The sequence below is a fragment of the Pseudomonas sp. B21-032 genome (assembly GCF_024748965.1).
Taxonomy (GTDB): Bacteria; Pseudomonadota; Gammaproteobacteria; order Pseudomonadales; family Pseudomonadaceae; genus Aquipseudomonas.
Window position 1 is genome coordinate 5,703,257 of the sequence record NZ_CP087180.1, and the last position, 25,964, is coordinate 5,729,220.

The following is a 25,964-nucleotide window of genomic DNA, read 5'->3' on the forward strand; positions in this document are numbered from 1 at the left end:
ACCGAATCGAGTGGCAACCAATGCAAGAGAACGATCTGCAAGCGCTGATGGGCCGATTCGAACTGCTGATTGAGCGGGTCGAGCAACTAAAACGGCAAAACGCACTCTTATTAGCTCAGGAAAAATCCTGGCGCGAAGAGCGCGCCCACCTCATCGAAAAAAATGAAATCGCCCGGCGTAAGGTCGAATCGATGATTTTGCGACTCAAGGCCCTGGAGCAAGACTCATGAGCTCAAGCAATAGCGTCACTGTTCAGATTCTCGACAAAGAATATTCGATCATCTGTCCGCCGGAAGAACGCAGCAATTTGGTCAGCGCCGCGCGCTACCTGGACGGCAAGATGCGCGAAATCCGCAGCAGCGGCAAAGTCATCGGTGCCGACCGCATCGCCGTGATGGCTGCGCTGAACATTACCCACGACCTGCTGCACAACCAGGAACGTCCGGATGTGCCGGCGGGCGGCGCCACCCGTGAACAGGTGCGCGACCTGCTTGAACGCGTCGATAGCGCACTGGCCGACGATCAAGATTCAAATAAGGGTTGAGTATCGGTATACTGGCGCCACTCCCTGGAGTGCTTGCCAGTCGGTCATGTCCCTGAGCCGATACGCACAACCACGGGGGTTGCACGTGGGGCCGGTGTGCATGTCCGCTTGACGGAAAGCCTTAACGCCTCCTGCAATCTCCACCTTGAACTTTCGGGTTCAAGGGCTACACCGACAGCGGTTCGTCGGGGAGCCTGAATTCTTTGCCCGCCCTTCTGCGCGGGCAATCGAGCTGTCACCCGGCGGGTGGCAGCCCTCTCTGGGACCGCCCGTGCCATGACCGACACCGCGCCGCTGACCCGCCCGCAACTTCGCCGCCTGCTTCGCGATGCCCGCCGTGCCCTGACGCCGGCCGAACAACGCCAGGCAGCCCGTGGCCTGTACCGTCAGCTGGCGCAGCATCCGTTGTTTCGCCGGGCCCGGCACATCGCCCTGTACCTGCCCAATGATTGCGAGATCGACCCGCGCCTGCTGATGCGTGAAGCCCAGCGCCGTGGCAAACGCACCTACCTGCCGGTACTGCACGCCTGGCCAAAAACCAAGATGGTGTTCCAGCGCATCGAAGCCGGCGAGAAGCTGCGGCGCAACCGCTTTCGCATCCCCGAGCCGCACATCAGCCTGGCCCGGCAACGACCGATCTGGGCGCTGGACCTGATCCTGCTACCGCTGGTGGGTTTTGATGAAGTGGGTGGTCGGCTGGGCATGGGCGGCGGTTTCTATGACCGCAGCCTGGCCTATCATGCCCGCCGCAAGGCCTGGAAAAAACCCTTGCTGCTGGGCCTGGCGCATGAATGCCAGAAGGTCGAACGACTGGCGCAAGCCAGCTGGGATGTGCCGCTGCAGGGGACGGTCTCGGACCGTGGCTGGTACCTGGCTATCAACGCTGTTGCGGATTGACCGGCATTTCGTAAGGGGCGTCGAGTTTGCGTTCCCAAAGGCTTTGCGCATAACCGGTAGTGACAACACCCAAACCGAACAGAAACACCAGAATCCAGAGCAAATCCGGTTTGCGATTCATCGATTGCCCCCCTCAGGCAAACTGATCACGTTGTCAGCAACGTTTTTGTTGTTGCAGCAGCGTCAAGCTTAAAATGCGCGCATTCTCCGACAACCTGAGGCGACACGCAAACGTTGACGCCAACCGACCGTCGGTTTCCTGAAACAGGTTATTTCAAACATTGTCTGGAGCACCACCCATGGCCTACTGGCTGATGAAATCCGAGCCCGACGAACTCTCGATCAAGGACCTCGCGCGGCTGGGCGAAGCGCGCTGGGATGGCGTGCGCAACTACCAGGCGCGCAATTTCTTGCGGGCCATGGCAGTCGGTGACCAGTTCTTCTTCTACCACTCCAGCTGCCCGGAGCCGGGCATTGCCGGCATTGCCCGCATCAGTGCCGCAGCCTATCCCGACCCCACTGCACTCGACCCGCAAAGCCACTACTTCGACGCCAAGGCCAACGACGCCAAGAACCCCTGGAGCGCTGTCGATGTCGCCCATGTCGAAACCTTCGACAAGGTCCTGCAACTGGGCTACCTCAAGCAGCAAACCGCCCTTGCCGAACTGGCGCTGGTACAGAAAGGCAGCCGCCTTTCAGTGATGCCGGTGACCGCCGAACAGTGGGCAGCGGTACTCGCACTGCGTTAAACAGGGTAGGATGGCCGCTCATTTGACGAACATCAACGCACCAGGACCGGTGCGGCGTCACAATTTGACGTTAATGCAGCAAGGATTGCCCAACCATGTCGATGAGCCAACACGCCCCGAAATTCTTCGCCGGTGCCTTGATCGCCCTGCTCCTGGCCGCGGGTGGCTTGGGCTACTGGAAGTCCCTGCATGACCGCCTGCCCGAAGGCCTGAGCATGGGCAACGGCAGGCTCGAAGCCACCGAAGTGCAGATCGCCAGCAAGATCCCCGGGCGCCTGGCCGAGGTGCTGGTCGACGAAGGCGATACCGTCAAGCAGGGCCAGTTGCTCGCCCGCATCGACACCCGCACCCTCGAAGCCCAGCGCAACCAGGCCGAAGCCGAAGTGCTACGGGCCCGGGAAAACTACTCCGCCGCCCAGGCCACGGTGCAATTGCGCCAGAGCGAACAACTGCTGGCCAGCCAGGAGCTCAAGCGCGTCCGCGAGATCTTCCAGCGCAAATATGCCAGCCAGCAGCTGCTCGACCAGCAGCAGGCCCGCTACGACACCAGCAACTCCGCCGTGGTCGCCGCCCGCGCGCAACTGGCGGCAATCAAGGCCGCCATCGGCGCCGCTGAAGCCCAGGTGGCACAGCTGACCAGCGAAATCGACGACAGCAGCCTGCGCGCGCCCATCAACGGCGTGATCCAGCTGCGCCTGGCCGAGCCAGGTGAAGTGCTCGGTGCCGGCGGCCGCGTGCTGATGCTGATCGACCCCAGCGACCAGTACATGAACCTTTACCTGCCCGCCTCCACGACCGGCCGCCTGACCGTCGGCGACCAGGCGCGCATCGTTCTCGACGCCCTGCCCGACCGGGCCTTGCCGGCGAAGATCGCCTTCGTCGCGGCCAAGGCGCAGTTCACCCCCAAACAGGTGGAAACCCGTGACGAGCGCCAGAAGCTGGTGTTCCGGGTCAAGCTGCGCCTGACCGAACCAAGCGCCATGCCTCAGGCCAAACCCGGCATGCCGGGCGCAGGCTATGTGCGCACCGCTGATGTGGACTGGCCGGCCAACCTGCAATGAGCGCGCTGGCGCTGCACGCCGAGGGCATCAACCACCGCTACGGCGGGCTGAACGCCCTGCAGGACATTGCCTTCAGCCTGCCGGCCGGCACCCGCTGCGGCCTGATCGGCCCGGACGGCGCCGGCAAGTCGAGCCTGCTCGGGCTGATCGCCGGGGTGAAGAAGCTGCAAAGCGGCGAACTGCAGGTGCTTGGCGGCTCGATCCGCCAGCGCCGCCATCGCAACAGCCTCTACCCGCGTATCGCCTTCATGCCCCAGGGGTTGGGCGGCAACCTTTACCCCGAGCTGTCGATCAGCGAGAACATCCGCTTCTTCGCCACCCTGTTCGGCCTTGGCGCCACGGAGTGCGAGCAGCGCATGCACAACCTGCTGCTGGCCACCGACCTGCTGCGCTTTGCCGAACGCCCGGCGGGCAAGTTGTCGGGCGGCATGAAGCAGAAGCTCGGCCTGTGCTGTGCGCTGATCCACGAACCGGACCTGCTGATCCTCGACGAACCCACCACCGGTGTCGATCCGCTGTCGCGCCGGCGCTTCTGGGAGCTGGTCGAGCAGGTGCGCCAGGAACGCCCGCAACTGACCCTGCTGGTCGCCACGGCCTACATGGAAGAGGCCGAACAGTTCGAACACTGTCTGATGCTCGATCGAGGCCGGCTGATTGCCGCAGGCTTGAGCGAAGAGCTGGCCGCAGCCACCGCCAGCCACAAGCTCGATGACGCCTTTACCCACTTTCAGGGCGACAGCCAGCGCAGCCAGCAGCCCCTGGTGATCCCGCCGCGCGATAGCGGCGATGCCGAGATCGCTATCGAAGCCCATGAACTGACCTTGCGCTTTGGTGACTTCACCGCCGTGAACAAGGTCAGTTTCGCCATCGGCCGTGGCGAGATCTTCGGTTTTCTCGGCTCCAACGGCTGCGGCAAGACCACCACCATGAAGGTGCTCACCGGGCTGATGCCGGCCAGCGAGGGCAGCGCCACCCTGCTCGGTCGCCCGGTGAACGCCAAGGACCTGGCCACGCGCAAGCGCGTTGGCTTCATGTCCCAAAGCTTCTCGCTGTATGGCGAACTCAGCGTGCGGCAGAACCTTGAACTGCATGCGCGGCTGTTCGACCTGCCCAAGACCGACAGCGGCCCGCGCATCGCCGAGCTGATCGCGCGTTTCGATCTGGGCGCCATCGCCGACCAGCAGTCCGGCGCCCTGCCCCTGGGTTTGCGCCAGCGCCTGTCGCTGGCAGTAGCGGTACTGCACCGTCCGGAGGTGCTGATCCTCGACGAACCGACCTCAGGTGTGGACCCGGCAGCGCGCGACGACTTCTGGCGCCTGCTGATCGAGCTGTCGCGCGATCAGGGGGTGACGATCTTCCTCTCTACTCATTTCATGAATGAAGCCCTGCGCTGCGACCGGATCTCCCTGATGCATGCCGGCAAGGTCCTGGCCTGCGACACCCCGGCGGCGCTGCAGCAGCAGTTCGGCGGTGAAACCCTGGAAGATGCCTTCGTCACCTGCCTGGAACAGGCCCAGGGCGCCAGCGAAGCGCCAACGGCCCCAAACCAGTTCGACAGCCCGGCCAATACAGCAACGCAACCCCTGCGCCATGGCTTCAGCCTCAAGCGCCTGGTCGCCGTCGCCACCCGCGAAGGCAAGGAACTGCTGCGCGACAAAGTGCGCCTGGCGTTCGCCCTGCTTGGCGCGCTGTTCATGATGGTGATCTTCGGCTACGGCATCTCCCTGGACGTGGAAAACCTCGCTTTCGCCGTTTATGACCAGGACCAGAGCCCGCAAAGCCGCGCTTATCTTGAAGCCTTCCGCGGCTCGCGCTACTTCGCCGAACAGACGCCGATTCGCGATGCCGCACAGTTACACAAACGCCTGCAGCGCTCGGAAATCAAGCTGGCCTTGGAGATTCCACCAGGTTTTGGTCGCGATCTGCACGCCGGTCGCCAGCCGGTGGTAGCAGCCTGGCTGGATGGCGGCATGCCATTTCGCGCCGAGACCAGCCGTAACTATGTCGAAGCCGTGCACCAGGGCAACCTCGAACAACTGGCGGCGCTGAGCAGCAAGGCCCGGGCCGGACAAACTCCAGTGCGCCTGGAAACCCGCTTTCGCTACAACCAGGACGTGGTCAGCGTCAACGCCATCGGCCCCGGGGTCATGGCGCTGATCCTGGCGTTCATTCCGGCAATGCTCACCGCACTGGGCATCGTGCGCGAAAAAGAGCTGGGCTCGATCACCAACTTCTATGCCACGCCCCTGACCCGCCTGGAGTTCCTGCTCGGCAAACAGGCGCCCTACCTGGCGGTAAGCCTGGTCAACCTGGCGCTGCTGGTAGCAATGAACCGCTGGCTGTTCGACGTGCCGTTCAAGGGCAGCGCCCTGGCCCTGGCCTGCGGCGGCGTGCTCTACCTGCTGGCGACCACTAGCCTGGGCCTGCTGATCTCGGCGTTCACCCGCACGCAGATCGCCGCGATCCTCGGCACCATGATCATCACCAGCCTGCCGACCATCCAGTTCTCCGGGCTGATCGTGCCGCGTTCCTCGCTCGATGGCGCGGCGGCCTTGATGGGCCAGTTGTTCCCGGCCGGTTACTTTCTCGATATCGCCGTCGGCACCTTTACCAAAGCCCTGGACCTACGCGAACTCTGGCCCCAGTGCCTGGCGCTGCTGGGCTTCTTTGTCGGTTTCACTGGCCTGAGTCTGGCCATGCTGAAGAAGCAGGAGGTCTGATGCATCGTCTGGCACATACCCTGCGCCTGGGGCTCAAGGAGCTGACCAGCCTGCGCCACGACAGCGTGCTGCTGTTGTTCCTGCTGTACGCCTTCAGCGTGGCGATCTACATGCCGGCCGCAGGCTCGGTGATCGGCGTGCACAACGCCAGCGTGGCGATCATCGACGAAGACCACAGCCTGGTCTCGCGCAAGCTCGCCGAGGCTCTGCAACCACCGGAATTCCAGCACGCCGTGCCGTTGCCCTACGACCAGCTCGACCAGGCCCTGGACAGCGGCCGCTACACCTTCGTGATCAACGTACCGGTGAACTTCCAGACCGACCTGCTGGCCGGGCGCTCGCCCGAGCTGCAAGTCAACGTCGACGCCACGGCCATGAGCCAGGCGTTCATGGGCGCCGGTTACATCGGCAGGATCGTCGAGCGCGAGCTGCTCGACTATGCCAAGCAGGGCTCGGCTACCGCCGGCAGCCCGGCGCAGCTCAGTGCCCGGGCGTTGTTCAACCCCAACCTTGAGGGCGGCTGGTTTCTGGCGGTGATCCAGATCGTCAACAACATCACCATCCTGGCCATCATCCTCACCGGCACGGCACTGCTGCGCGAGCGCGAGCACGGCACCCTCGACCACCTGCTGGTGCTGCCGCTGACCGCGCTGGAAATCATGCTGGCGAAGATCGCCAGCAACGCCCTGGTGGTGGTGCTGTGCACCTGGGTGTCGCTTGAGGTGATCGTCAAGGGCGCGCTGGGGGTACCGCTGGCGGGATCGCTGGGGTTGTTCCTGGCGGTGACGGCGCTGTACCTGTTCGCCAGCACCGCATTGGGGATCTTCCTCGCCACCCTGGCGCGCTCAACCCCGCAATTCGGCCTGCTGGCGATTCCGGTGATCATCCCGATGCTGTTGCTGTCGGGCGGCAGCACGCCGCTGGACAGCATGCCGCAATGGCTGCAGTGGGTCATGCAGGGCTCGCCCTCGACCCACTTCGTCAGCCTCAGCGCGGCAATCCTGTTCCGTGACGCCGGGCTGGCAGTGGTCTGGCCAGACATCGCGGCGCTCGCCGCCATTGGCCTGGCCTTCTTCGCCATTGCCCTGGCGCGTTTTCGCCGCAGCCTGACCTCGTGATTACTGGACGATCAGGTTGTTGAACAGCAGGTCGTCGACGGTCGGCTTGCCTTCTTCGGATTCGAGCACCTGCTGGACCTGCTTCAGGGCTTCCTGACGCAGTTTTTCCTTGGCCTCGACGTTACTCATGGCCTCCAGGTTCTGCTGGGTGAACAGCGCCACCAGCTGGTTGCGGATCAGCGGCTCATGATGCTTTACCGCTGCGGCGGCGGCATCGCTGTTGACCCGCAGGGCCACGTCGGCCTTGTACACGCGCAGCTTCGGCCCGCCATCAAGGGCGTAGTTGCCCACAAAAGGCGGACTCAGGGAAATGTAGGAAACCTTCGGTTCCCCTTCCTTGGCTTCCTCGGCCATGGCCGCCATCGGCAGCATCAGCGCCAGTACCATCAAGATCCACGCTTTCACGAATTCGCTCCTCATACAGTTGGCGCCAGCATACCCAGCGCACCGGTCAAACCCAAGCCCGGGCTTATGCCGGCCTATCAGGGCGGGCCATGCTCGTTGACCCGGCACCTCGCCCACCTACACTTATCGGCCACTACGCGCAAAGGAATAGTCCCGATGAAAGCAGTGTTGTGCAAAGCCCTTGGCCCGGCGCAAAACCTGGTCCTGGAAGAAGTCGCCAGCCCCGTGCCGAAAAAGAACGAGATCCTCCTCGACGTGCAGGCCGCCGGGGTCAACTTTCCCGACACCCTGATCATCGAAGGCAAGTACCAGTTCCAGCCGCCGCTGCCGTTCTCCCCCGGGGGCGAAGCCGCCGGCGTGGTCAGCGCGGTGGGTGAAAAAGCCGGCAACCTGAAAGTCGGCGACCGGGTCATGGCCCTGACCGGCTGGGGCAGCTTTGCCGAACAAGTGGCGGTGCCGGCCTACAACGTATTGCCGATCCCGGCGCAGATGGACTTCACCACGGCGGCGGCCTTCGGCATGACCTACGGCACCTCGATGCATGCGCTGAGCCAGCGTGGCCAGCTCAAGGCCGGGGAAACCCTGCTGGTGCTGGGCGCCTCGGGCGGGGTTGGCCTGGCGGCGGTGGAAATCGGCAAGGCCATGGGCGCGCGGGTGATTGCCGCCGCCAGCAGCGCCGAGAAACTTGCCGTAGCCAAGGCGGCAGGCGCCGACGAACTGATCAACTACAGCGAAACCAGCCTCAAGGACGAAATCAAGCGCCTGACCGGCGGCAACGGCGCCGATGTGATCTACGACCCGGTTGGCGGCGATCTGTTTGACCAGGCGGTGCGCGGCATTGCCTGGAATGGCCGGCTGCTGGTGGTCGGTTTTGCCAGCGGGCGCATCCCCGAGTTGCCAGTGAACCTGGCGCTACTCAAAGGTGCAGCGGTGCTCGGGGTGTTCTGGGGCGCCTTTGCCCAGCGCCAGCCGGCCGACAATGCGGCGAACTTCCAGCAACTGTTTGCCTGGTTCGCCGAAGGCAAGCTCAAGCCGCTGGTATCGCAGACCTTTCCGCTGGCTGAAGCAGGTGCAGCCATCGAGATGCTGGGCCAGCGCAAGGCGGTGGGCAAGCTGGTGGTGACCATGGCCTGAACATCTGAGCCCGCTCCTACCTGGAATGGCAGCGCCGAAAACGCGCCTCCAGGTTGCGATCGGGCATGGCATGGCTGCGCAAGGCATTGAGGGTCTGCTCGACATAATCGCGGGTGCTGCCGTAACGGCCCTTGGCATTGGCAAATATCTGGCTGAGCAAGGTGTCCGGCAGGTTGCCGGCATAGCATGGCAAATGCCGCTCCAACACAAACCCCAGGGCCTGGACCTTACTGCCGTCCTCAAGCCGGCAATTGAGCCAGTGCGGGCGGTACGCAGGGTAAGGCATTTCTCGTTGCCACAAGGCCAGCAACGAATCTTCCAGGCAGTCGTCCGGCAGGCGGTAGGCAAAACCGCTGCATGAACCACCACGATCAAGACCGAATACCAGCCCGGGGCATTCCGGCGTACCGCGGTGCTCGTGGGACCACAAATACAGCCCGCGATGATAGCCGTGCACCCGTGCCCGTCGCCGTTCGGCGGCATTGCACTCCGGGCGCCAGATCAATGAGCCGTAGGCAAACAACCATACCGGGCCACCCTGGTGCCGGGACATGGTGTGTTGAACTGAATGCACAAGTTGCTCGCGAGTTAACTGTTCGCCGAAATCAAGCAACGGCGGATAGGCCACATTCAAAGATACCGTTTCGATCGCCGACATAGCTGCCGCCACACTTCCCCATGAATTACCAACGCATTGCACTATAAAGCAACGCACTGTGCACAGAGTTACCGTACGGCAGATAAGCGCCGCAATACAAGCCCCCAGACGCCATGAGACGGCGATAAAGGCCGCACCGGTGCGATAACAGGTGCACTGTTTCAAGTGTAGCGAAAGTTATTTTCGTTGCCGGCAATAATTAGTGGCTTATCACCGCTGGCGACACCGGCAGTTATTTAAACCGGCACGCTGTTGCAGCGTGCCTTATTCCGTCAATCAATTGCGCGGGGCATAAGCGAATACATCGGCGCGCATTTGATGCGCGTCCATGCCGGCGTCGACCAGTGCGTCGAGGGTGGCGTAGATCATGTTTGGCGAACCGCTGGCGTACACATGCACGCCGGCCAGGTCACTGATGTCTTCGCATACCGCCTCGTGCAACAGGCCGCAGCGCCCTTCCCAGCCGCACAGGTCGCTGACCACCTTGTGCAGGAACAGGTTGGGCAGACTCTCCCACTCGGCCCAGTGCTCGATCTGGTAGAAGTCGTCCGGTAGGCGCACGCCCCAGTACAGGTGCACCGGGTGCTTGAAGCCGCTGGCCCGGCAATGCTCGATCAGGCTGTGCATCTGCGCCATGCCGGTGCCGGCCGCGATCAGCACCAGCGGGCCGTCCGGCAATTCGGCCAGGTGGGTGTCACCAAAGGGCATCTGCAGCCGCGCCATGCCGTTGCGCCGCAACTGAGCGATCAGCTCTAGGGCACTGTTCTCGCGGGCCAGTACATGCAGCTCGAGGTCGCGGCCACTGTGCGGCGCCGAGGCCAGCGAGAAGGCAGCCTTGTCGCCGCTGTCTCGCTCGATCATCAGGTACTGGCCGGCATGGTAGCGCGGTGGCTTGCCGGCAGGCGCCCGCAGGCGCACGCGCCAGACGTCGCCGCCGACTTCGACACACTCACTGAGCTGACAGGCCAGGGTCCGTACCGGCAGCTCGCCCAGGGCCAGCACGCCATCCCACAACAAGACGCAATCCTCCAGTGGCTCGGCGATGCAGGTGAACAGCTCGCCGTGATCACGCTCGACGCCATCCTGACGCACCCGGCCCTCGACCAGCAGCGCGGCGCAGACATGGCAGTTGCCATTGCGACAGCTTTGCGGGCAGTCGTAGCCCAGGCGTCGCGCCGCATCCAGAATCCTTTCTCCGGGCTTGAGCGCCAACACGGCCCCGGACGGCTGCAAGGTTACCTGCATTTAGTCTATTCCCAACTGGTTCCACAGCTCATCGATCCGCCGGGTGACGGCTTCGTCCTTGACGATGACCCGTCCCCACTCGCGGGTGGTTTCACCCGGCCACTTGTGCGTCGCATCCAGGCCCATCTTCGACCCCAACCCGGACACCGGCGAAGCGAAGTCCAGGTAGTCAATCGGGGTGTTGTCGATCATTACCGTGTCGCGCTTGGGGTCCATGCGCGTGGTAATCGCCCAGATCACGTCGTTCCAGTCACGCGCGTTGATATCGTCGTCCGTGACGATAACGAACTTGGTGTACATGAACTGTCGCAAAAACGACCAGACACCCAGCATCACGCGCTTGGCGTGTCCTGGGTACTGCTTTTTCATGGTCACCACCGCCATGCGATACGAGCAGCCTTCCGGCGGCAGGTAGAAGTCGGTGATTTCCGGGAACTGCTTTTGCAGGATCGGCACGAATACTTCGTTCAGCGCCACACCGAGGATCGCCGGCTCATCCGGCGGACGGCCGGTGTAGGTACTGTGATAGATCGGCTTGCTGCGGTGTGTGATGCGCTCGACAGTGAACACCGGGAAGCTGTCGACTTCGTTGTAGTAGCCGGTGTGGTCGCCGTACGGGCCTTCCGGGGCCATTTCACCCGGATGGATCACGCCTTCGAGGATGATTTCAGCGGTGGCTGGCACCTGCAAGTCGTTGCCACGGCACTTGACCAGCTCGGTACGGTTGCCGCGCAACAGGCCGGCGAAGGCGTACTCGGAGAGGGTATCGGGCACCGGGGTCACGGCACCAAGGATGGTCGCCGGGTCCGCGCCCAGGGCCACCGCCACCGGGAACGGCTGACCCGGGTGCTTCTCGCACCATTCGCGATAGTCCAGGGCGCCGCCGCGATGGCTCAACCAGCGCATGATGACCTTGTTGCGGCCAATCACCTGCTGACGGTAGATGCCGAGGTTCTGGCGGTCCTTGTTCGGCCCGCGGGTCACGGTCAGGCCCCAGGTGATCAGCGGCGCAACGTCGCCCGGCCAGCAGTGCTGCACGGGCAGCAGGCCGAGGTCGACATCATCACCTTCGATGACCACTTCGTGGCATGCCGCGTCCTTGACCACCTTCGGCGCCATGGACACGACCTTCTTGAAGATCGGCAGCTTCGACCAGGCGTCCTTGAGGCCTTTCGGCGGCTCGGGCTCCTTGAGAAAGGCCAGCAGCTTGCCGATTTCACGCAGCTCGCTGACCGACTCGGCGCCCATGCCCATGGCCACCCGCTCCGGGGTGCCGAACAGGTTGCCCAGCACCGGGATGTCGAAGCCGGTAGGCTTTTCGAACAGCAGGGCCGGGCCTTTGGCGCGCAGGGTGCGGTCGCAGACTTCGGTCATTTCCAGGACTGGAGAGATCGGCACCTGGATGCGCTTGAGTTCGCCGCGCTGTTCCAGGCCACGGATAAAGTCGCGCAAATCGCGATACTGCATGCAAAAGCCTCGTATTGGCTGCCGTAGCGGTCGGGCTGCAGAGTGTAGCGCCGAACTCGGCTGCTCAGAATAGCCAAAGTACAGATAGCAAAAAGCCGGGTCGCCCCGGCTCTTGCCCAGCGCAACAGTTTACTTGCGCTTCATCGACAAGAAGAACTCGTCGTTGGTCTTGGTCTGCTTGAGTTTGTCGATCAGGAACTCGATGGCAGCCACTTCATCCATCGGGTGCAGCAGCTTGCGCAGGATCCACATGCGCTGCAGCTCGTCGTCGGCGGTCAGCAGCTCTTCGCGACGGGTACCCGAACGGTTGATGTTGATGGCCGGGAAGACGCGCTTCTCGGCGATCTTGCGGTCCAGGGGCAGTTCCATGTTGCCGGTACCCTTGAACTCTTCGTAGATCACTTCGTCCATCTTCGAGCCGGTTTCAACCAGCGCGGTGGCGATGATGGTCAGCGAGCCGCCCTCTTCGATGTTACGCGCGGCGCCGAAGAAACGCTTCGGCTTCTCCAAGGCGTGGGCATCGACACCACCGGTGAGGACCTTGCCGGAGCTCGGGATCACGGTGTTGTAGGCACGGGCCAGACGGGTGATGGAGTCGAGCAGGATGACCACGTCTTTCTTGTGTTCAACCAGGCGCTTGGCCTTCTCGATAACCATTTCGGCAACCTGCACGTGGCGGGTTGGCGGCTCGTCGAAGGTCGAGGCAACCACTTCGCCGCGCACGGTGCGCTGCATTTCGGTTACCTCTTCCGGGCGCTCGTCGATCAGCAGGACGATCAGGTGGCACTCGGGGTTGTTACGGGTGATGTTGGCCGCGATGTTCTGCAACATGATGGTCTTGCCCGCTTTTGGCGGAGCGACGATCAGGCCGCGCTGGCCTTTGCCGATCGGGGCGCAAAGGTCGATAACCCGGCCGGTGAGGTCTTCGGTGGAGCCGTTGCCGGCTTCCATCTTCAGGCGCTCGTTAGGGAACAGCGGCGTCAGGTTTTCGAACAGGATCTTGTTCTTCGCGTTTTCCGGCCGGTCGAAGTTGATGGTGTCGACTTTCAGCAGGGCGAAGTAACGCTCGCCTTCTTTTGGCGGGCGGATCTTGCCGACGATGGTGTCGCCGGTACGCAAGTTGAAGCGACGGATCTGGCTTGGCGACACGTAGATGTCGTCCGGGCCGGCCAGGTACGAGGCATCGGCCGAGCGCAGGAAGCCGAAGCCGTCCTGGAGAATCTCCAGCACGCCGTCACCGGAGATTTCCTCGCCGCTTTTCGCATGCTTTTTCAACAGGGAGAAAATCACATCTTGCTTGCGCGAACGGGCCATATTTTCTATGCCCATCTGTTCGGCCATTTCGAGCAGATCGGTAATCGGCTTTTGCTTGAGTTCAGTCAGGTTCATAAGGGGAGTGACGTAATCATGTAAGAAGGGGGAATTAAGCTTCTGGCTTAATGAAGCCGCGCCGCAAAGAAGGCGACAGGATCGCGTACTGATTCGAATTAGGGATGCGTCGGCGACGGCGTGCAGAGGGCACCGAAGAAACAGTGCGAGGCCGAATGTAACACCTGCTTTTTCTGGCGTCTAGTCACCAGATAAAGAAAAGCCCCGACGAATGCGGGGCTAATTTCACTCAGATATTGGCGTCCAGGAAGGCTGCCAGCTGAGATTTCGACAGCGCGCCGACCTTGGTGGCCTCGACGTTGCCGTTCTTGAACAGCATCAGCGTCGGGATGCCACGCACGCCGTGCTTGGCCGGGGTTTCCTGGTTGTCGTCGATGTTCAGCTTGGCGACGGTCAGTTTGCCCTGGTAGGTAGCGGCGATGTCGTCCAGAACCGGAGCGATCATTTTGCAAGGGCCGCACCATTCAGCCCAGTAGTCGACCAGCACCGGGCCTTCAGCCTTCAGGACTTCGGCTTCGAAGGTGGCGTCGGTGACGTGTTTGATAAGATCGCTGCTCATGGAAGTCTCCAAGGTCGTAAGCAAAAAAACGTGGCCCATCATAGCTGCACCCGCCGCTGACAGGAAGCCGCGGACGATTGAGTGTAACTATAGTTGTGCATGACCGCGCATATCGCTGCTGTCACGGGAAAGTCATATTTCCCGCACAACCTGCCCCATATCAAGCCTTGATACGCTGCGCGTTGGCGCCAGCGCCGGATCGTGGCAGGATTGCCGGGTTATCGACCGAGAACCCATGACCATGCCGCAAACCACAGCCAAGAATCTGTCCTTGATCGCTGCCATAGACCTGGGCTCCAACAGTTTCCACATGGTGGTCGCCAAGGCCCACCATAGCGAGATCCGCATCCTTGAGCGGCTCGGCGAAAAAGTTCAGCTGGCCGCCGGCATCAATGAAGAGCGCCAGCTCAGCGAAGAGTCCATGCAACGCGGCCTGGACTGCCTCAAGCGGTTTGCCCAACTGATCAACGGCATGCCCGATGGCGCCGTGCGCATCGTTGGCACCAACGCCCTGCGCGAAGCCCGCAACCGCGGCGAATTCATCCGCCGCGCCGAAGCCATCCTCGGCCACCCGGTGGAAGTCATCTCCGGTCGTGAAGAAGCGCGCCTGATCTACCTCGGCGTGTCCCACACGCTGGCCGACACGCCAGGCAAGCGGCTGGTCGCTGATATCGGCGGCGGCAGTACCGAATTCATCATTGGCCAGCGCTTTGAACCGCTGCTGCGCGAAAGCCTGCAGATGGGCTGCGTCAGCTATACCCAGCGTTATTTCCGCGACGGCAAGATCACCCCGGCGCGTTATGCCCAGGCCTACACCGCCGCACGCCTGGAGCTGATGAGCATCGAAAACGCCCTGCATCGCCTGACCTGGGACGAAGCCATCGGCTCCTCAGGGACCATCCGCGCCATCGGCCTGGCGCTCAAATCCGGCGGTATGGGCAGCGGCGAGGTCAATGCCGAAGGCCTGGCCTGGCTCAAGCGCAAGCTGTTCAAGCTGGGAGAAACCGACAAGATCGATTTTGACGGGGTCAAACCCGACCGCCGGGCGATCTTCCCGGCGGGCCTGGCGATTCTCGAAGCGATTTTCGACGCCCTTGAGCTACAGCGCATGGACCACTGCGACGGCGCCCTGCGTGAAGGCGTGCTCTACGACCTGCTCGGCCGCCACCACCACGAAGACGTGCGCGAGCGCACCCTGACCTCGCTGATGGAGCGTTATCACGTTGACCAGGGCCAGGCGGCACGGGTCGAGCGCAAGGCGCTGCACGCCTTCGACCAGGTGGCCAAAGCCTGGGACCTGGAAGACGGCATCTGGCGTGAACTGCTGGGCTGGGCAGCCAAGGTGCATGAAGTGGGCCTGGACATCGCCCACTACCATTACCACAAGCACGGCGCCTACCTGATCGAGCACTCCGACCTGGCCGGCTTTTCCCGGGAAGACCAGCTGATGCTGGCGCTATTGGTGCGCGGCCATCGCCGCAACATTCCCAAGGATAAATTCGCCGAATTCGGTGACGACGCGGTCAAGCTGATTCGCCTGTGCGTACTGTTGCGCTTCGCGATCCTGTTCCATCACATCCGCGGCACCCAGCAGATGCCCACGGTCACCCTGCACGCCAAGGGCGACAGCCTGGACGTCGAGTTCCCGGCCGGCTGGCTGGAAGAAAACCAGCTGACCCAGGCCGACTTCGGCCTGGAGGCAGAATGGCTGGCCCGGGTCGGCTTCGTCCTCAGCGTACGATAAGCACCGGGTTGCTCAGGCGCTCGAGCAGAGCGGCCTGGGCACTGCGCGGGTTCTGGTTGCCGGTTGGCGTGCTGCGTACGTAACGGCCGTCCGGTTGCAGGATCCAGGCGTGGGTGTTGTCGGTCAGATACCCTTCGAGTTCCTTTTTCACCCGCAGGATCAGTTTCTTGCCCTCGACCGGGAAGCAGGTCTCGACGCGCTTGTCGAGGTTGCGCTCCATCCAGTCGGCGCTGGAGAGGAACATCTGCTCTTCGCCGCCATTGAGGAAGTAGAACACCCGCGTGTGCTCGAGGAAGCGGCCGATGATCGAGCGCACCTGAATGTTGTGCGACACCCCGGCAATACCCGGACGCAGGCAGCACATGCCGCGCACCACCAGGTCGATACGCACCCCTGACTGGCTGGCCTTGTACAGCGCGCGGATGATCTTCGGATCGGTCAGCGAGTTGAACTTGGCGATGATGTGCGCAGGCTTGCCGTCGAGGGCGAACTGGGTTTCGCGCGCGATCATGTCGAGCATGCCCTTTTTCAGGGTGAACGGCGCGTGCAGCAGCTTCTTCATGCGCAGGGTCTTGCCCATGCCGATCAGCTGGCTGAACAGCTTGCCGACGTCTTCGCACAGGGCGTCGTCGGAGGTCAGCAGGCTGTAGTCGGTGTACAGGCGGGCGTTGCCGGCGTGGTAGTTACCGGTGCCCAGGTGCGCATAGCGGACGATCTCGCCGGCTTCGCGGCGCAGGATCAGCATCATCTTGGCGTGGGTCTTGAAGCCCACCACACCGTAGATCACCACCGCACCGGCGGCCTGCAGGCGGCTGGCCATCTGCAGGTTGGACTCTTCGTCGAAACGCGCACGCAGCTCGATCACCGCAGTGACTTCCTTGCCGTTACGCGCGGCGTCGACCAGCGCGTCGACGATCTCCGAGTTGGCACCGCTGCGGTACAGGGTCTGGCGCACAGCCAGTACATGCGGGTCCTTGGCCGCCTGGCGCAGCAGGTCGACTACCGGGGTGAACGACTCGAAGGGGTGCATCAGCAGGATGTCCTGCTTGCTGACCACGCTGAAAATGTTCTCGCTGTTCTGCAACAGCTTGGGGATTGCCGGGGTAAACGGCGTGTATTGCAGCTCCGGATGGCTGTCCAGGCTGGTGATGCTGAACAGCCGGGTCAGGTTGACCGGACCGTTGACCTGGTACAGCTCGCTCTCGCTCAGGCTGAACTGTTTGAGCAGGTAGTCGGAGAGGTGTTTGGGGCAAGTGTCGGCCACTTCCAGGCGCACCGCATCGCCGTAACGACGCGAGAACAGCTCGCCGCGCAGGGCCCGGGCCAGGTCTTCGACATCTTCGGAGTCCAGCGCCAGGTCGGCGTTGCGGGTCAGGCGGAACTGGTAGCAGCCCTTGACCTTCATGCCCTGAAACAGGTCATCGGCGTGAGCGTGGATCATCGACGACAGGAACACATAGTTGTCGCCAGGCCCACCGACCTCTTCCGGCACCTTGATCACCCGCGGCAGCAAACGCGGCGCCGGGATGATCGCCAGGCCCGAATCGCGGCCGAAGGCGTCGATGCCTTCAAGCTCGACGATGAAGTTCAGGCTCTTGTTCACCAGCAACGGGAACGGGTGAGTCGGATCGAGGCCGATCGGGGTAATGATCGGCGCGATTTCGTCGCGGAAGAAGCGCCGCACCCAGGTCTTGAGCTTGGTGTTCCAGTGGCGGCGGCGAATGAAGCGGATCTGGTGCTTTTCCAGCTCCGGCAGCAGCACGTCGTTGAGGATCGCGTATTGGCGATCGACCTCGCCGTGCACCAGCTCGCTGATCCGCGCCAGCGCCTGGTGCGGCTGCAAGCCATCGGCGCCGGCCTGCTCACGGGCAAAGGTGATCTGCTTCTTCAGGCCCGCCACACGAATTTCGAAGAACTCATCCAGGTTGCTGGAGAAGATCAGCAAGAACTTCAGCCGCTCCAGCAGCGGATAGGACTCATCCAGCGCCTGCTCAAGCACGCGGATGTTGAACTGCAGCTGGGACAATTCGCGGTGAATGTACAGGCTGCTGTCGTCCAGACCGGGAATGACGATGGCAGGCGCAGCCACTGGCGCCGGCGCCGGGGCCTCGACCACCGGCTCGGCCACCGCAGGCGGCTCCGGCGGGGTCTCGACCAGTTGCTCGGGCACGGGCTGGGCGTCTTTGACTGCAACGTCGGTAAGTACTTCGTTATTCATCTAGCGTTCCTGAAGGGCGTTACTGCCCTCTCATCAATTGAGCAGCGCGAACAGCGAAATAGGTGAGGATGCCATCGGCGCCCGCCCGTTTGAAAGCAGTGAGGGATTCAAGGATAACCCCTTCACTGAGCCAGCCGTTCTGAATCGCCGCCATGTGCATGGCGTACTCGCCGCTGACCTGGTAAACGAAGGTCGGCACTTTGAATTCGTCTTTGACCCGGTGAAGGATATCCAGGTACGGCATGCCCGGTTTGACCATGACCATATCGGCGCCTTCCGACAGGTCGGCGGCCACTTCGTGCAGGGCCTCGTTACTGTTGGCCGGGTCCATCTGGTAGGAGGCCTTGTTGGCCTTGCCCAGGTTCAGCGCCGAGCCGACCGCATCGCGGAACGGACCGTAGTAGGCACTGGCATACTTGGCCGAGTAGGCCATGATGCGGACGTTGACGTGACCGGCCAGCTCCAGCGCTTCACGGATGGCCTGGATGCGCCCGTCCATCATGTCCGATGGCGCGACCACCTGGGCACCGGCATCGGCGTGGGACAGCGCCTGGCGCACCAAGGCGTCGACGGTGATGTCGTTCTGAACGTAGCCTTCTTCGTCAAGGATACCGTCCTGGCCGTGGGTGGTGAACGGGTCCAGGGCAACGTCGGTGATCACCCCAAGTTCCGGGAAGCGCTCACGCAGGGCGCGGGTGGCGCGCTGGGCGATGCCGTCGGGGTTCCAGGCTTCAGCGCCGTCGAGGGATTTTTTCTCTACCGGGGTGACCGGGAACAGCGCCAAGGCTGGAATCCCGAGGTTTACCCACTCTTGCGCAGCTTCCAGCAACAGGTCGATGGACAGACGCTCGACACCCGGCATCGAAGCGACTTCTTCGCGGCGGTTTTCGCCATCGAGGACAAACACCGGGAGGATCAGGTCATCGACAGTCAGAACATTTTCGCGAACCAGACGACGGCTGAAGTCGTCACGACGGTTGCGACGCAGACGGGTGGCAGGAAACAAACGGTTAGCGGGGGTAAAGCTCACGGCAGACTCCTGAGCCCGCGCAGGCGGGCGAGCGCGACAGTTATAAGCGGCCATTATGACGCCTGTATGACAGGCAAGGGCAACCCTGCGACTTGAGGACGCAGTCATTGTCCTTGTAGGAAATGTTCACGTCGAGACACATTTGGACACTTTCCCCAAAGGCCACGAAGGGTTAGGCTGCGCGTTCATTTCGCCAGCACCCAGAAAATGCTCCAACAATTCCTGCAGGATTTCGGCTACTTTGCCCTTTTTCTCGGCACGTTTTTCGAAGGTGAGACCATCCTGGTTCTCGCAGGCTTCCTTGCGTTCCGCGGATACATGGATATCAACCTGGTGGTCGTGGTGGCCTTCTTCGGCAGCTATGCCGGCGACCAGCTGTGGTACTTCATGGGGCGCCGTCACGGGCGCAAGTTGCTGGCACGCAAACCGCGCTGGCAGATGATGGGCGACCGTGCGCTGGAGCACATTCGCCGCCATCCGGACATCTGGGTCCTGAGTTTTCGCTTCGTCTACGGTTTGCGCACGGTGATGCCGGTGGCCATCGGTTTGTCCGGCTACCCGCCGCGCCGCTACCTGCTGCTCAACGGCATTGGTGCGGCCATCTGGGCCCTGGCCCTGGGCGCCGCCGCCTATCACTTCGGCGCCATCCTCGAAGGCCTGCTGGGCAACGTGAAGAAATACGAGTTATGGGTGCTCGGCGGCCTGCTGGTGCTCGGTGGCTGCCTGTGGCTGCGCCGGCGCTTCAAGGCCGCGCGCATTGCGCGCAAGGAAGCGGCTGCCATAGAGGCCGAAAAGGCTGAGCAGGCTGTAGCCAAGCAGCAGGACCCAAGCCAGGGCAGTGACCGGCCCTGAGCCCGTCATCCCGGCCAGGACCATGGCCGGGACATTCAGCCCCAGGCGCAGTAGCTCCAGCCGCAAAGCCCAGGGGCGGTTCTCCAGGGCCGTGCCAAGCACGAACAAGCCAAATGCCATCAAGCCGCAGCCCAGCACCAGGGCAGCCACCGACAACTGCTCGGCGTGCTCCATCAAGTAACTGCCCAAGCCCACGTACACCGCGAACTGCAGCGCCACATACAACTGTTGCGGCCAGGCCAGCGGCACCTCGAATTTCTGGAAGCGGCTCAAGTCCTGCTTGGCTTGCGGATAACGCCGGGCAACGTCATCCGGCCGCCAGCCGGTGGGCATGAACCAGATCCGCAGCTTGTCCCACCAACGCTCGGCATGCCGCGCATCGCTCCACAACTGGGCATAGAACTGCAGGTTGGCCCACAGCGGGTTCCAGCTGGCCAGCGGCGTGGTCACGCCGAAAATCACCGGCTCGTTATCGTCCTCTTCCTGGAAGGTGCCGAACAGACGATCCCAGACAATGAACACTCCGCCGTAGTTGCGATCCAAGTACAGAGGGTTCTGCGCATGGTGGACGCGATGATTGGACGGGGTAATGAACAGCCATTCCAGCCAGCCCAGCTTGGGGATGTGCCGGGTGTGCACCCAGAACTGGTACAGCAGGTTCAGCGCCGCGACGGTGATGAACACCAGCGGCGGCACCCCCAACACGGCCAGCGGCAGGTAGAAGATCCACGACAGCAAGAAGCCGCTGCTGGTCTGGCGCAGGGCCGTCGACAGATTGTAGTCCTCGCTCTGGTGATGCACCGAATGGGCGGCCCAGAGGATGTTGCGCTCGTGGCCCATACGGTGCAGCCAGTAATAGCAAAAGTCATAGACGACAAACGCCAGTACCCACACCCACAAGGCTTCGCCCGGCAGTTTGAACAGCGCCAGGTGTTCCCAGGCCAGCGCATAGGTCACCAGGCCAACGCCCTTGGTCAGCAGGCCGGTGGTGGTCGACAGCACGCCGGTGCTGAGGCTGTTGATGGCATCTGCCAGACGATAGGTCCGCATGCCGCGCAATCGATCGGCGAGCAGCTCGGCAACGATCAGAACAATGAAAAACGGTACCGCCAAGAGGATCAGGTCCATGGGTCTTTTCATCTCCAGCCTATCCAGCAAGATTAGGCCGGGAATGGCATAAACCCTATGGCGACATCTGCCAAACTAGAGGACATTTAGCGCCTCGAATCGGGAGTAGTGAGCATGACCCAGAAAAAAGTTGCTGTGATTCTTTCCGGCTGTGGCGTGTATGACGGCGCCGAAATTCACGAAAGCGTGATCACACTGCTGCGCCTGGACCAGCGCGGTGCGCAGGTGCAGTGCTTTGCGCCGAACATTGCGCAGATGCACGTGATCGACCACCTGACCGGCGAAGAAATGCCCGAGACCCGCAACGTGCTGGTGGAATCGGCGCGCATCGCTCGCGGCGAGGTCAAGGACCTGCGCGAAGCCGACGCCAAGGACTTCGACGCGCTGATCGTGCCGGGCGGCTTTGGCGCGGCGAAAAACCTTTCGAACTTTGCCGTTGAAGGCGCGGGCTGCAGCGTGCACCCAGACGTCCTGGCCCTGGCTGAAGCCTTTGCCGAAGCCGGCAAGCCGGTCGGCCTGATCTGCATCTCGCCGGCCCTTGCGGCGAAAATCTACGGCCCCGGCGTGGTCTGCACCATTGGCAGCGATGCCGGCACCAGCGCGGCCATCGTCAAGATGGGCGGCACCCATGAGGAATGCGATGTCCATGACATCGTCGAAGACACCCAGCGCAAGCTGGTCAGTACCCCGGCCTACATGCTGGCGAAAAGCATCAGCGAAGCCGCCGGCGGCATCTACAAACTGGTCGACCGGGTGCTGGAACTGACCCACGAGAATGACTGAACACCCCTGTAGGAGCGGGCTTGCCACGCGATCGCGCGCGAAGCGGTCGTCGTCCAGGCACCACATGATGCGCTGAGATCACGGACCTCATCGCGGGGCAAGCCCGCTCCTACTCAGCCGCGTAAGAATGCGGTCCAGGGCGTTGGCAAACGCCTGCTTCTCGCGATCGCCATACGGCGCCTGGCCGCCGCCGACCTGCCCCTGATCGCGCAGGTCGGTGAACAGGTTGCGCACCGCCAGCCGCTCACCCATATTGCGCTCGTCGAACTCCTTGCCGCGCGGGTTGAGGCAGGCAACGCCTTTCTTGACCAGGCGATCGGCCAGCGGCACGTCGCTGCAGATCACCAGTTCGCCGGGCACCGCGTGCTCGACCAAGTAATCGTCGGCGGCATCCGGCCCGCTGGGCACGACGATCAGTTTGACGCAGGCAAAAGCCGGCTTGATCTGGCTCTGGCCGGCCACCAGCACCACTTCCAGCTGACGCTTGAGGGCGAACTTGACCAGTTGATCCTTGGCCGCCTTGGGGCAGGCGTCGGCATCGATCCACACACGCATGGCACAGATTTCCAACAAAAACGGGCGAACAGTATCCCTGCTCGCCCGTTTGCCTTCAAATCAGCCCGCTGGCTGGCGGCGCTTCTCGGCCAGGCGGCTGCGCCCGTAAAGGATGGCAATGGCCAACAAGGCCACCAGCTGCGCGGCCAGTGAATACGCGTCGGCGTGAATGCCCAGCCAGTCGAAATCGAAGAACGCCACCGGCCGGGTACCGAACACCCCGGCCTCTTGCAGCGCCTTGACCCCGTGCCCGGCAAACACCACCGACAAGGCGCACAGCAGCGCCGCGTTGATGCTGAAGAACAACGCCAGCGGCAGTTTGGCCGAGCCGCGCAGGATCACCCAGGCCAGGCCCACCAGCAGCACCAGTGCCGTGGCACCACCGGCCAGTACCGCGTTGTGCCCGGCAGGGCCGGCCTGCAGCCAGAGGGTTTCGTAGAACAGGATCACCTCGAACAGCTCACGGTACACCGAGAAAAACGCCAGCACGGCAAAACCAAAGCGCCCGCCACCACTGACCAGGCTGCTCTTGATGTAATCCTGCCAGGCCGCCGCGTGCCGGCGATCGTGCATCCACACACCCAGCCACAGCACCATGACACTGGCAAACAGCGCCGTGCAGCCTTCGAGCAGTTCACGCTGGGCGCCGCTGACGTCGATTACATAGGCCGCCAGCGCCCAGGTACCCAGCCCGGCCAGCAAGGCCAGGCCCCAGCCGAGGTTGACGCTGCGTACGGCCGATTGCTGGCCGGTATTGCGCAGGAAGGCGAGGATCGCCGCCAGCACCAGAATCGCTTCCAGGCCTTCGCGCAGCAGGATCAGCAAGCCGGAGATGTAGCTCAGCGACCAGCTCAGGCCATCGCCACCGAGCAGGCCGGCGGCGTCCTTGAGCTTGGCCTTGGCGGCATCCAGGCGTTGCTGCACCTGCTCAAGCGGCAGGCCGTCCTGCAGCGACTGACGGTAGGCCATCAGGGATTTTTCGGTGTCTTTGCGTACGTTGGCATCGACGTTGTCGAGCGAACTTTCGACCAGCTCGAAACCTTCCAGGTAGGCCGCTACCGACAGGTCGTAGGCTTGCTCGTGATCACCGGCCTGATAGGCCGCCAGGCTCTTGTCCAGGGTGCTGGCGGTGTAGTCCAGCAGTTGCGCCGGGCCGCGCTGGACCTGCGGCGGTTGCGCACGCTGGGCGCGGAACCGGGCGAGCGCCTCTGGCCCTTCGCTGGCTTCAATTTCGGCCGGGGTCTGACGAGCCAGGTCGGCCAGGTTGTAGGTTTTATCGCCCTTGGCCTGGGCCGGGTCGGCAGTGAAGCTGGCGACATAGGTCGCCAGGTCCCAGCGTTGGCGCTCGTCGAGCTGGTCGGCGAACGACGGCATGTCGGTGCCTTCGATGCCCAAGCCGAGGGTGTTGTACAGGTCAAACAGGCTCAGGCGATCCAGCCGTTCGAGGCTGCGCAGGTTGGCCGGCGGCGGGGTCAGGCCAAGGCCGGCGGGGCCGTCACCGGCGCCAGTGTCGCCATGACACACCGAGCAGTGCTGGGCATACAGCGGCGCGCCGCGGCTCGGGTCAGGGGTAATGATCGGCGCCTGGCTGACCTCATAGGCCACCGCCAGTTGCGCGCCAAGCTGACGGGCCTGACGAGCGACCACCGCGCCGTCCTGACGCTGGCTGACCGCCGTACGCAAGTTGCCCACGCCCTGCTCCAGGGCCTGGCGCTCAGCGCGTGCCGGCAAAGCGCCGATCAGTCCCTGCAACACATCGAGGAATTCGAGCTGTTCGCGGTATTCGCCGTCGTCGATTACCTTGCCCGCCTCGACGGTGGCCGGGTAATCGGCACCGATGTAATCGAGCAGGTGCAGGGCCTTGGCAGCGCCATCGGGGCTGTCGGCCAGCAGCGTGGCACTGCTCAGCGCCAGCACCGGCCAGAGCAGCCAGGCGAGTAAGCGGGAACGGGGAATCATGAGCGACTCTCAAATGGAAATACGAGGTAAAGCATTGTTCACTTCCACTGCCGTTCGCTCAAGGCTTGCCAGATGAATCCTTGAAAAATTTTGTGACAAATACCCTGCGACACCTCCCGATTAAAGAACGACCGTTCGTCGGCCGATAGCTGAATGCTGGCACGACGGCAAATTCCTAAAGCACAACGCCATTATTTAGCCAGCAAATGCGTTTATAATGCCGCGCCGCTATATAGCGGATCAGAATTTTGGCTCTTCTTTTAAGAGGATTTGGCGATATTGCCAAAGGGATGACAGCCTTCTCGCCCCCAGGCTTTTCATCAATTCAGGGAAGAAGAATTCAGATGGCATCCCGTGTCCTCACCGTCGCGACACTGCTCGCGGCCGTTCAACTGGCTGGTTGCTCGGCCTTTCGCAGCTATGACAGCGAACTTCAGGAAACCAACCAGCACCTGACCAGCGGCAACGTCGACGCTGCCCTGGCGCTGCTGGAAAAAAACAACAAGGGTGAGGACAAAGACCTTCTCTACTACTTCGAGAAAGGCGAGCTGCTGCGCTCCAAGGGCGACCTGGCCGGCAGCCAGCTGGCCTGGCGCAGTGCCGATGACGTGGTGTTCAAGTGGGAAGAGTCGGTCAAGCTCGACACCGACAAGTACCTGAGCCAGTTCGGCAGCTACCTGGTCAACGACAAGGTGCGCCGCTACGAAGGCTATGACTACGAAAAAGTCATGCTGACCACGCAGATGGCCCTCAACCTCCTGGCCCAGAACGACTTCGACGGCGCCCGTACCGAAATCAAGAAGACCCACGAGCGCGAAGCGGTGATTGCCGAGCTGCGCGACAAGGAATACCTCAAGCGCGAAGAAGAGGCCGAGAAAGAAGGCGTCAAGACCGAGTACAAGGACCTTCAGGGTTACCCGGTCGCCAGCCTCGACGCGCCAGAAGTGGTGGGCCTCAAGAACAGCTACCAGAGTGCGTTCAGCCACTACCTGTCTGGCTATGTCTACGAAGCCCTGGGTGAGAAAGGCCTGGCCGCACCGGGCTACCGCAAGGCTGCCGAACTGCGCCCGAACACCCCGCTGCTGGAAAAAGCCCTGCTCGACCTGGACAAGCCAGCGGCGAAAGCCACTGAAAGCGATGTGCTGATCGTGATCCAGAGCGGCCTCGCTCCGGCCCGCGACTCGGTGCGCGTCCCGCTGCCGCTGCCGATCAGCGGCAACCTGGTGATCACCCCGCTGTCGTTCCCGGTGATCAAGGAAGACACTTCCACCGCGCATTTCAGCGAAATCTACCTCAACGACCACTCGCTGAAGCTGACCGCACTCAACAGCACCACTGCCATGTCCCGCCGCGCCCTGCGTGACGACATGCCGGGGATCATCCTGCGCACCAGCGTGCGGGCTATCTCTCGTGGTGTGGCGCAAAAGCAACTGAACGACGCCAACCCGCTGGCTGGCCTGGCACTGGGTATCGCCTCGACCATCACCGAAGGTGCCGACACCCGTACCTGGCGCACCCTGCCGGATGAAACCCAGGTAGCCCGCGTGCGCCTGCGTCAGGGCGAACACCAGTTGAGCCTGCCTTCGAGCCTGGGCGGCAGCCAGGTCAGCGTGAAGATTGACCGGCCGTTCCAGGTGGTCACCCTGCGCGTAGTCGGCAACCAGGTCTTCGCCGGTGGCCCTGCCCTGCAGGTGGCACCAAAAGCCACTGGCCAGGCCGTCGCCAGCCTCAAACAACCTTAAGGAAACG

23 protein-coding genes, 1 other RNA gene and 1 pseudogene are annotated in these 25,964 nt (G+C 62.8%); 13 read left to right on the forward strand and 12 right to left on the reverse strand.

Annotated elements, in window-relative coordinates; translation table 11 throughout:
- The first annotated feature begins 20 nt into the window (after nt 1-20).
- The 4 genes from LOY54_RS26380 to LOY54_RS26395 all read left to right on the forward strand — a co-directional run bounded on the left by LOY54_RS26380 (nt 21) and on the right by LOY54_RS26395 (nt 1,441).
- On the forward strand, nt 21-230 hold the full coding sequence (locus LOY54_RS26380; protein ID WP_010221172.1) for a TIGR02449 family protein: 210 nt from the start codon (nt 21-23) through the stop codon (nt 228-230).
- Nucleotides 227-544, forward strand: a complete 318-nt coding sequence (locus tag LOY54_RS26385) for a cell division protein ZapA (RefSeq protein ID WP_258608568.1) — start codon at nt 227-229, stop codon at nt 542-544. Before LOY54_RS26380 ends, LOY54_RS26385 begins: the two co-directional genes overlap by 4 nt.
- Before the next feature lie 18 nt (nt 545-562).
- A non-coding RNA gene (gene ssrS / locus LOY54_RS26390) (6S RNA) lies at nt 563-740 on the forward strand.
- 80 nt (nt 741-820) lie between these two features.
- Complete coding sequence (locus LOY54_RS26395; RefSeq protein ID WP_258608569.1) at nt 821-1,441, forward strand: 5-formyltetrahydrofolate cyclo-ligase; 621 nt, start codon at nt 821-823, stop codon at nt 1,439-1,441.
- Here the strand turns inward: LOY54_RS26395 and LOY54_RS26400 are convergent.
- Complete coding sequence (locus LOY54_RS26400; RefSeq protein WP_165392175.1) at nt 1,422-1,562, reverse strand: hypothetical protein; 141 nt, start codon at nt 1,560-1,562, stop codon at nt 1,422-1,424. The genes LOY54_RS26395 and LOY54_RS26400 overlap by 20 nt on opposite strands.
- Before the next feature lie 178 nt (nt 1,563-1,740).
- Between LOY54_RS26400 and LOY54_RS26405 the strand changes: the two genes are divergently transcribed.
- From LOY54_RS26405 to LOY54_RS26420, 4 genes are all read left to right on the forward strand, one after another.
- Nucleotides 1,741-2,190, forward strand: coding sequence for an EVE domain-containing protein (locus LOY54_RS26405; RefSeq protein ID WP_045201065.1), 450 nt, complete (start codon nt 1,741-1,743; stop codon nt 2,188-2,190).
- 101 nt (nt 2,191-2,291) lie between these two features.
- A complete protein-coding gene (locus LOY54_RS26410; protein ID WP_258610751.1) occupies nt 2,292-3,251 on the forward strand; it encodes an HlyD family secretion protein in 960 nt (319 codons plus the stop codon).
- Nucleotides 3,248-5,971, forward strand: a complete 2,724-nt coding sequence (gene rbbA / locus LOY54_RS26415; protein ID WP_258608577.1) for a ribosome-associated ATPase/putative transporter RbbA — start codon at nt 3,248-3,250, stop codon at nt 5,969-5,971. The genes LOY54_RS26410 and rbbA overlap by 4 nt, the downstream gene beginning before the upstream one ends.
- Nucleotides 5,971-7,089 carry an ABC transporter permease gene (locus LOY54_RS26420; protein ID WP_258608579.1) on the forward strand — a complete coding sequence of 373 codons (1,119 nt, stop codon included), beginning with the start codon at nt 5,971-5,973 and terminating at the stop codon, nt 7,087-7,089. The genes rbbA and LOY54_RS26420 overlap by 1 nt, the downstream gene beginning before the upstream one ends.
- Here the strand turns inward: LOY54_RS26420 and LOY54_RS26425 are convergent, their stop codons facing one another.
- Nucleotides 7,090-7,494, reverse strand: a complete 405-nt coding sequence (locus tag LOY54_RS26425) for a flagellar basal body-associated protein FliL (protein ID WP_045201057.1) — start codon at nt 7,492-7,494, stop codon at nt 7,090-7,092.
- A gap of 156 nt (nt 7,495-7,650) precedes the next feature.
- Between LOY54_RS26425 and LOY54_RS26430 the strand changes: the two genes are divergently transcribed.
- Entirely contained in the window at nt 7,651-8,628 is a 978-nt protein-coding gene (locus tag LOY54_RS26430) for an NADPH:quinone oxidoreductase family protein (protein WP_258608581.1), read from the forward strand.
- Between the two features lie 16 nt (nt 8,629-8,644).
- Here the strand turns inward: LOY54_RS26430 and LOY54_RS26435 are convergent, their stop codons facing one another.
- From LOY54_RS26435 to trxA, 5 genes are all read right to left on the reverse strand, one after another.
- On the reverse strand, nt 8,645-9,286 hold the full coding sequence (locus LOY54_RS26435) for a gamma-glutamylcyclotransferase (protein WP_045201052.1): 642 nt from the start codon (nt 9,284-9,286) through the stop codon (nt 8,645-8,647).
- Between the two features lie 276 nt (nt 9,287-9,562).
- Entirely contained in the window at nt 9,563-10,531 is a 969-nt protein-coding gene (locus tag LOY54_RS26440) for a CDP-6-deoxy-delta-3,4-glucoseen reductase (RefSeq protein WP_045201050.1), read from the reverse strand.
- On the reverse strand, nt 10,532-11,998 hold the full coding sequence (ubiD, locus tag LOY54_RS26445) for a 4-hydroxy-3-polyprenylbenzoate decarboxylase (RefSeq protein WP_045201047.1): 1,467 nt from the start codon (nt 11,996-11,998) through the stop codon (nt 10,532-10,534).
- 129 nt (nt 11,999-12,127) lie between these two features.
- Nucleotides 12,128-13,387 (reverse strand): transcription termination factor Rho, encoded by a 1,260-nt coding sequence (gene rho / locus LOY54_RS26450; protein ID WP_028942380.1) that lies wholly within the window; start codon nt 13,385-13,387, stop codon nt 12,128-12,130.
- 229 nt (nt 13,388-13,616) lie between these two features.
- Nucleotides 13,617-13,946, reverse strand: a complete 330-nt coding sequence (gene trxA / locus LOY54_RS26455) for a thioredoxin TrxA (RefSeq protein WP_045201042.1) — start codon at nt 13,944-13,946, stop codon at nt 13,617-13,619.
- Nucleotides 13,947-14,187: 241 nt separating this feature from the next.
- Here trxA and ppx point away from each other — a divergent pair, with 241 nt between their 5' ends.
- Nucleotides 14,188-15,690 carry an exopolyphosphatase gene (gene ppx / locus LOY54_RS26460; protein WP_258610752.1) on the forward strand — a complete coding sequence of 501 codons (1,503 nt, stop codon included), beginning with the start codon at nt 14,188-14,190 and terminating at the stop codon, nt 15,688-15,690.
- On the opposite strand, the gene ppk1 is transcribed toward ppx, so the two are convergent.
- Nucleotides 15,677-17,908, reverse strand: a complete 2,232-nt coding sequence (ppk1, locus tag LOY54_RS26465; RefSeq protein ID WP_093378207.1) for a polyphosphate kinase 1 — start codon at nt 17,906-17,908, stop codon at nt 15,677-15,679. The genes ppx and ppk1 overlap by 14 nt on opposite strands.
- Before the next feature lie 19 nt (nt 17,909-17,927).
- Nucleotides 17,928-18,938, reverse strand: a complete 1,011-nt coding sequence (hemB, locus tag LOY54_RS26470) for a porphobilinogen synthase (RefSeq protein WP_045201037.1) — start codon at nt 18,936-18,938, stop codon at nt 17,928-17,930.
- Between the two features lie 207 nt (nt 18,939-19,145).
- On the opposite strand from hemB, the gene LOY54_RS26475 reads away from it, so the two are divergent.
- Nucleotides 19,146-19,790 (forward strand): DedA family protein, encoded by a 645-nt coding sequence (locus LOY54_RS26475; RefSeq protein WP_176794205.1) that lies wholly within the window; start codon nt 19,146-19,148, stop codon nt 19,788-19,790.
- A 501-nt stretch (nt 19,791-20,291) separates the two neighbouring features.
- Here the strand turns inward: LOY54_RS26475 and LOY54_RS26480 are convergent.
- Nucleotides 20,292-20,930: pseudogene (locus LOY54_RS26480) on the reverse strand (sterol desaturase family protein); the annotation flags it as partial.
- Nucleotides 20,931-21,032: 102 nt separating this feature from the next.
- Between LOY54_RS26480 and elbB the strand changes: the two are divergent.
- Nucleotides 21,033-21,701, forward strand: a complete 669-nt coding sequence (gene elbB, locus LOY54_RS26485; RefSeq protein ID WP_045201032.1) for an isoprenoid biosynthesis glyoxalase ElbB — start codon at nt 21,033-21,035, stop codon at nt 21,699-21,701.
- Nucleotides 21,702-21,788: 87 nt separating this feature from the next.
- Here elbB and LOY54_RS26490 read toward each other — a convergent pair whose 3' ends face one another.
- On the reverse strand, nt 21,789-22,256 hold the full coding sequence (locus tag LOY54_RS26490; RefSeq protein ID WP_258608583.1) for a YaiI/YqxD family protein: 468 nt from the start codon (nt 22,254-22,256) through the stop codon (nt 21,789-21,791).
- 60 nt (nt 22,257-22,316) lie between these two features.
- Nucleotides 22,317-24,215, reverse strand: a complete 1,899-nt coding sequence (locus LOY54_RS26495; protein ID WP_258608585.1) for a cytochrome c/FTR1 family iron permease — start codon at nt 24,213-24,215, stop codon at nt 22,317-22,319.
- Between the two features lie 344 nt (nt 24,216-24,559).
- Between LOY54_RS26495 and LOY54_RS26500 the strand changes: the two genes are divergently transcribed.
- Entirely contained in the window at nt 24,560-25,957 is a 1,398-nt protein-coding gene (locus LOY54_RS26500; protein WP_045201029.1) for a COG3014 family protein, read from the forward strand.
- Nucleotides 25,958-25,964 lie beyond the last annotated feature (7 nt).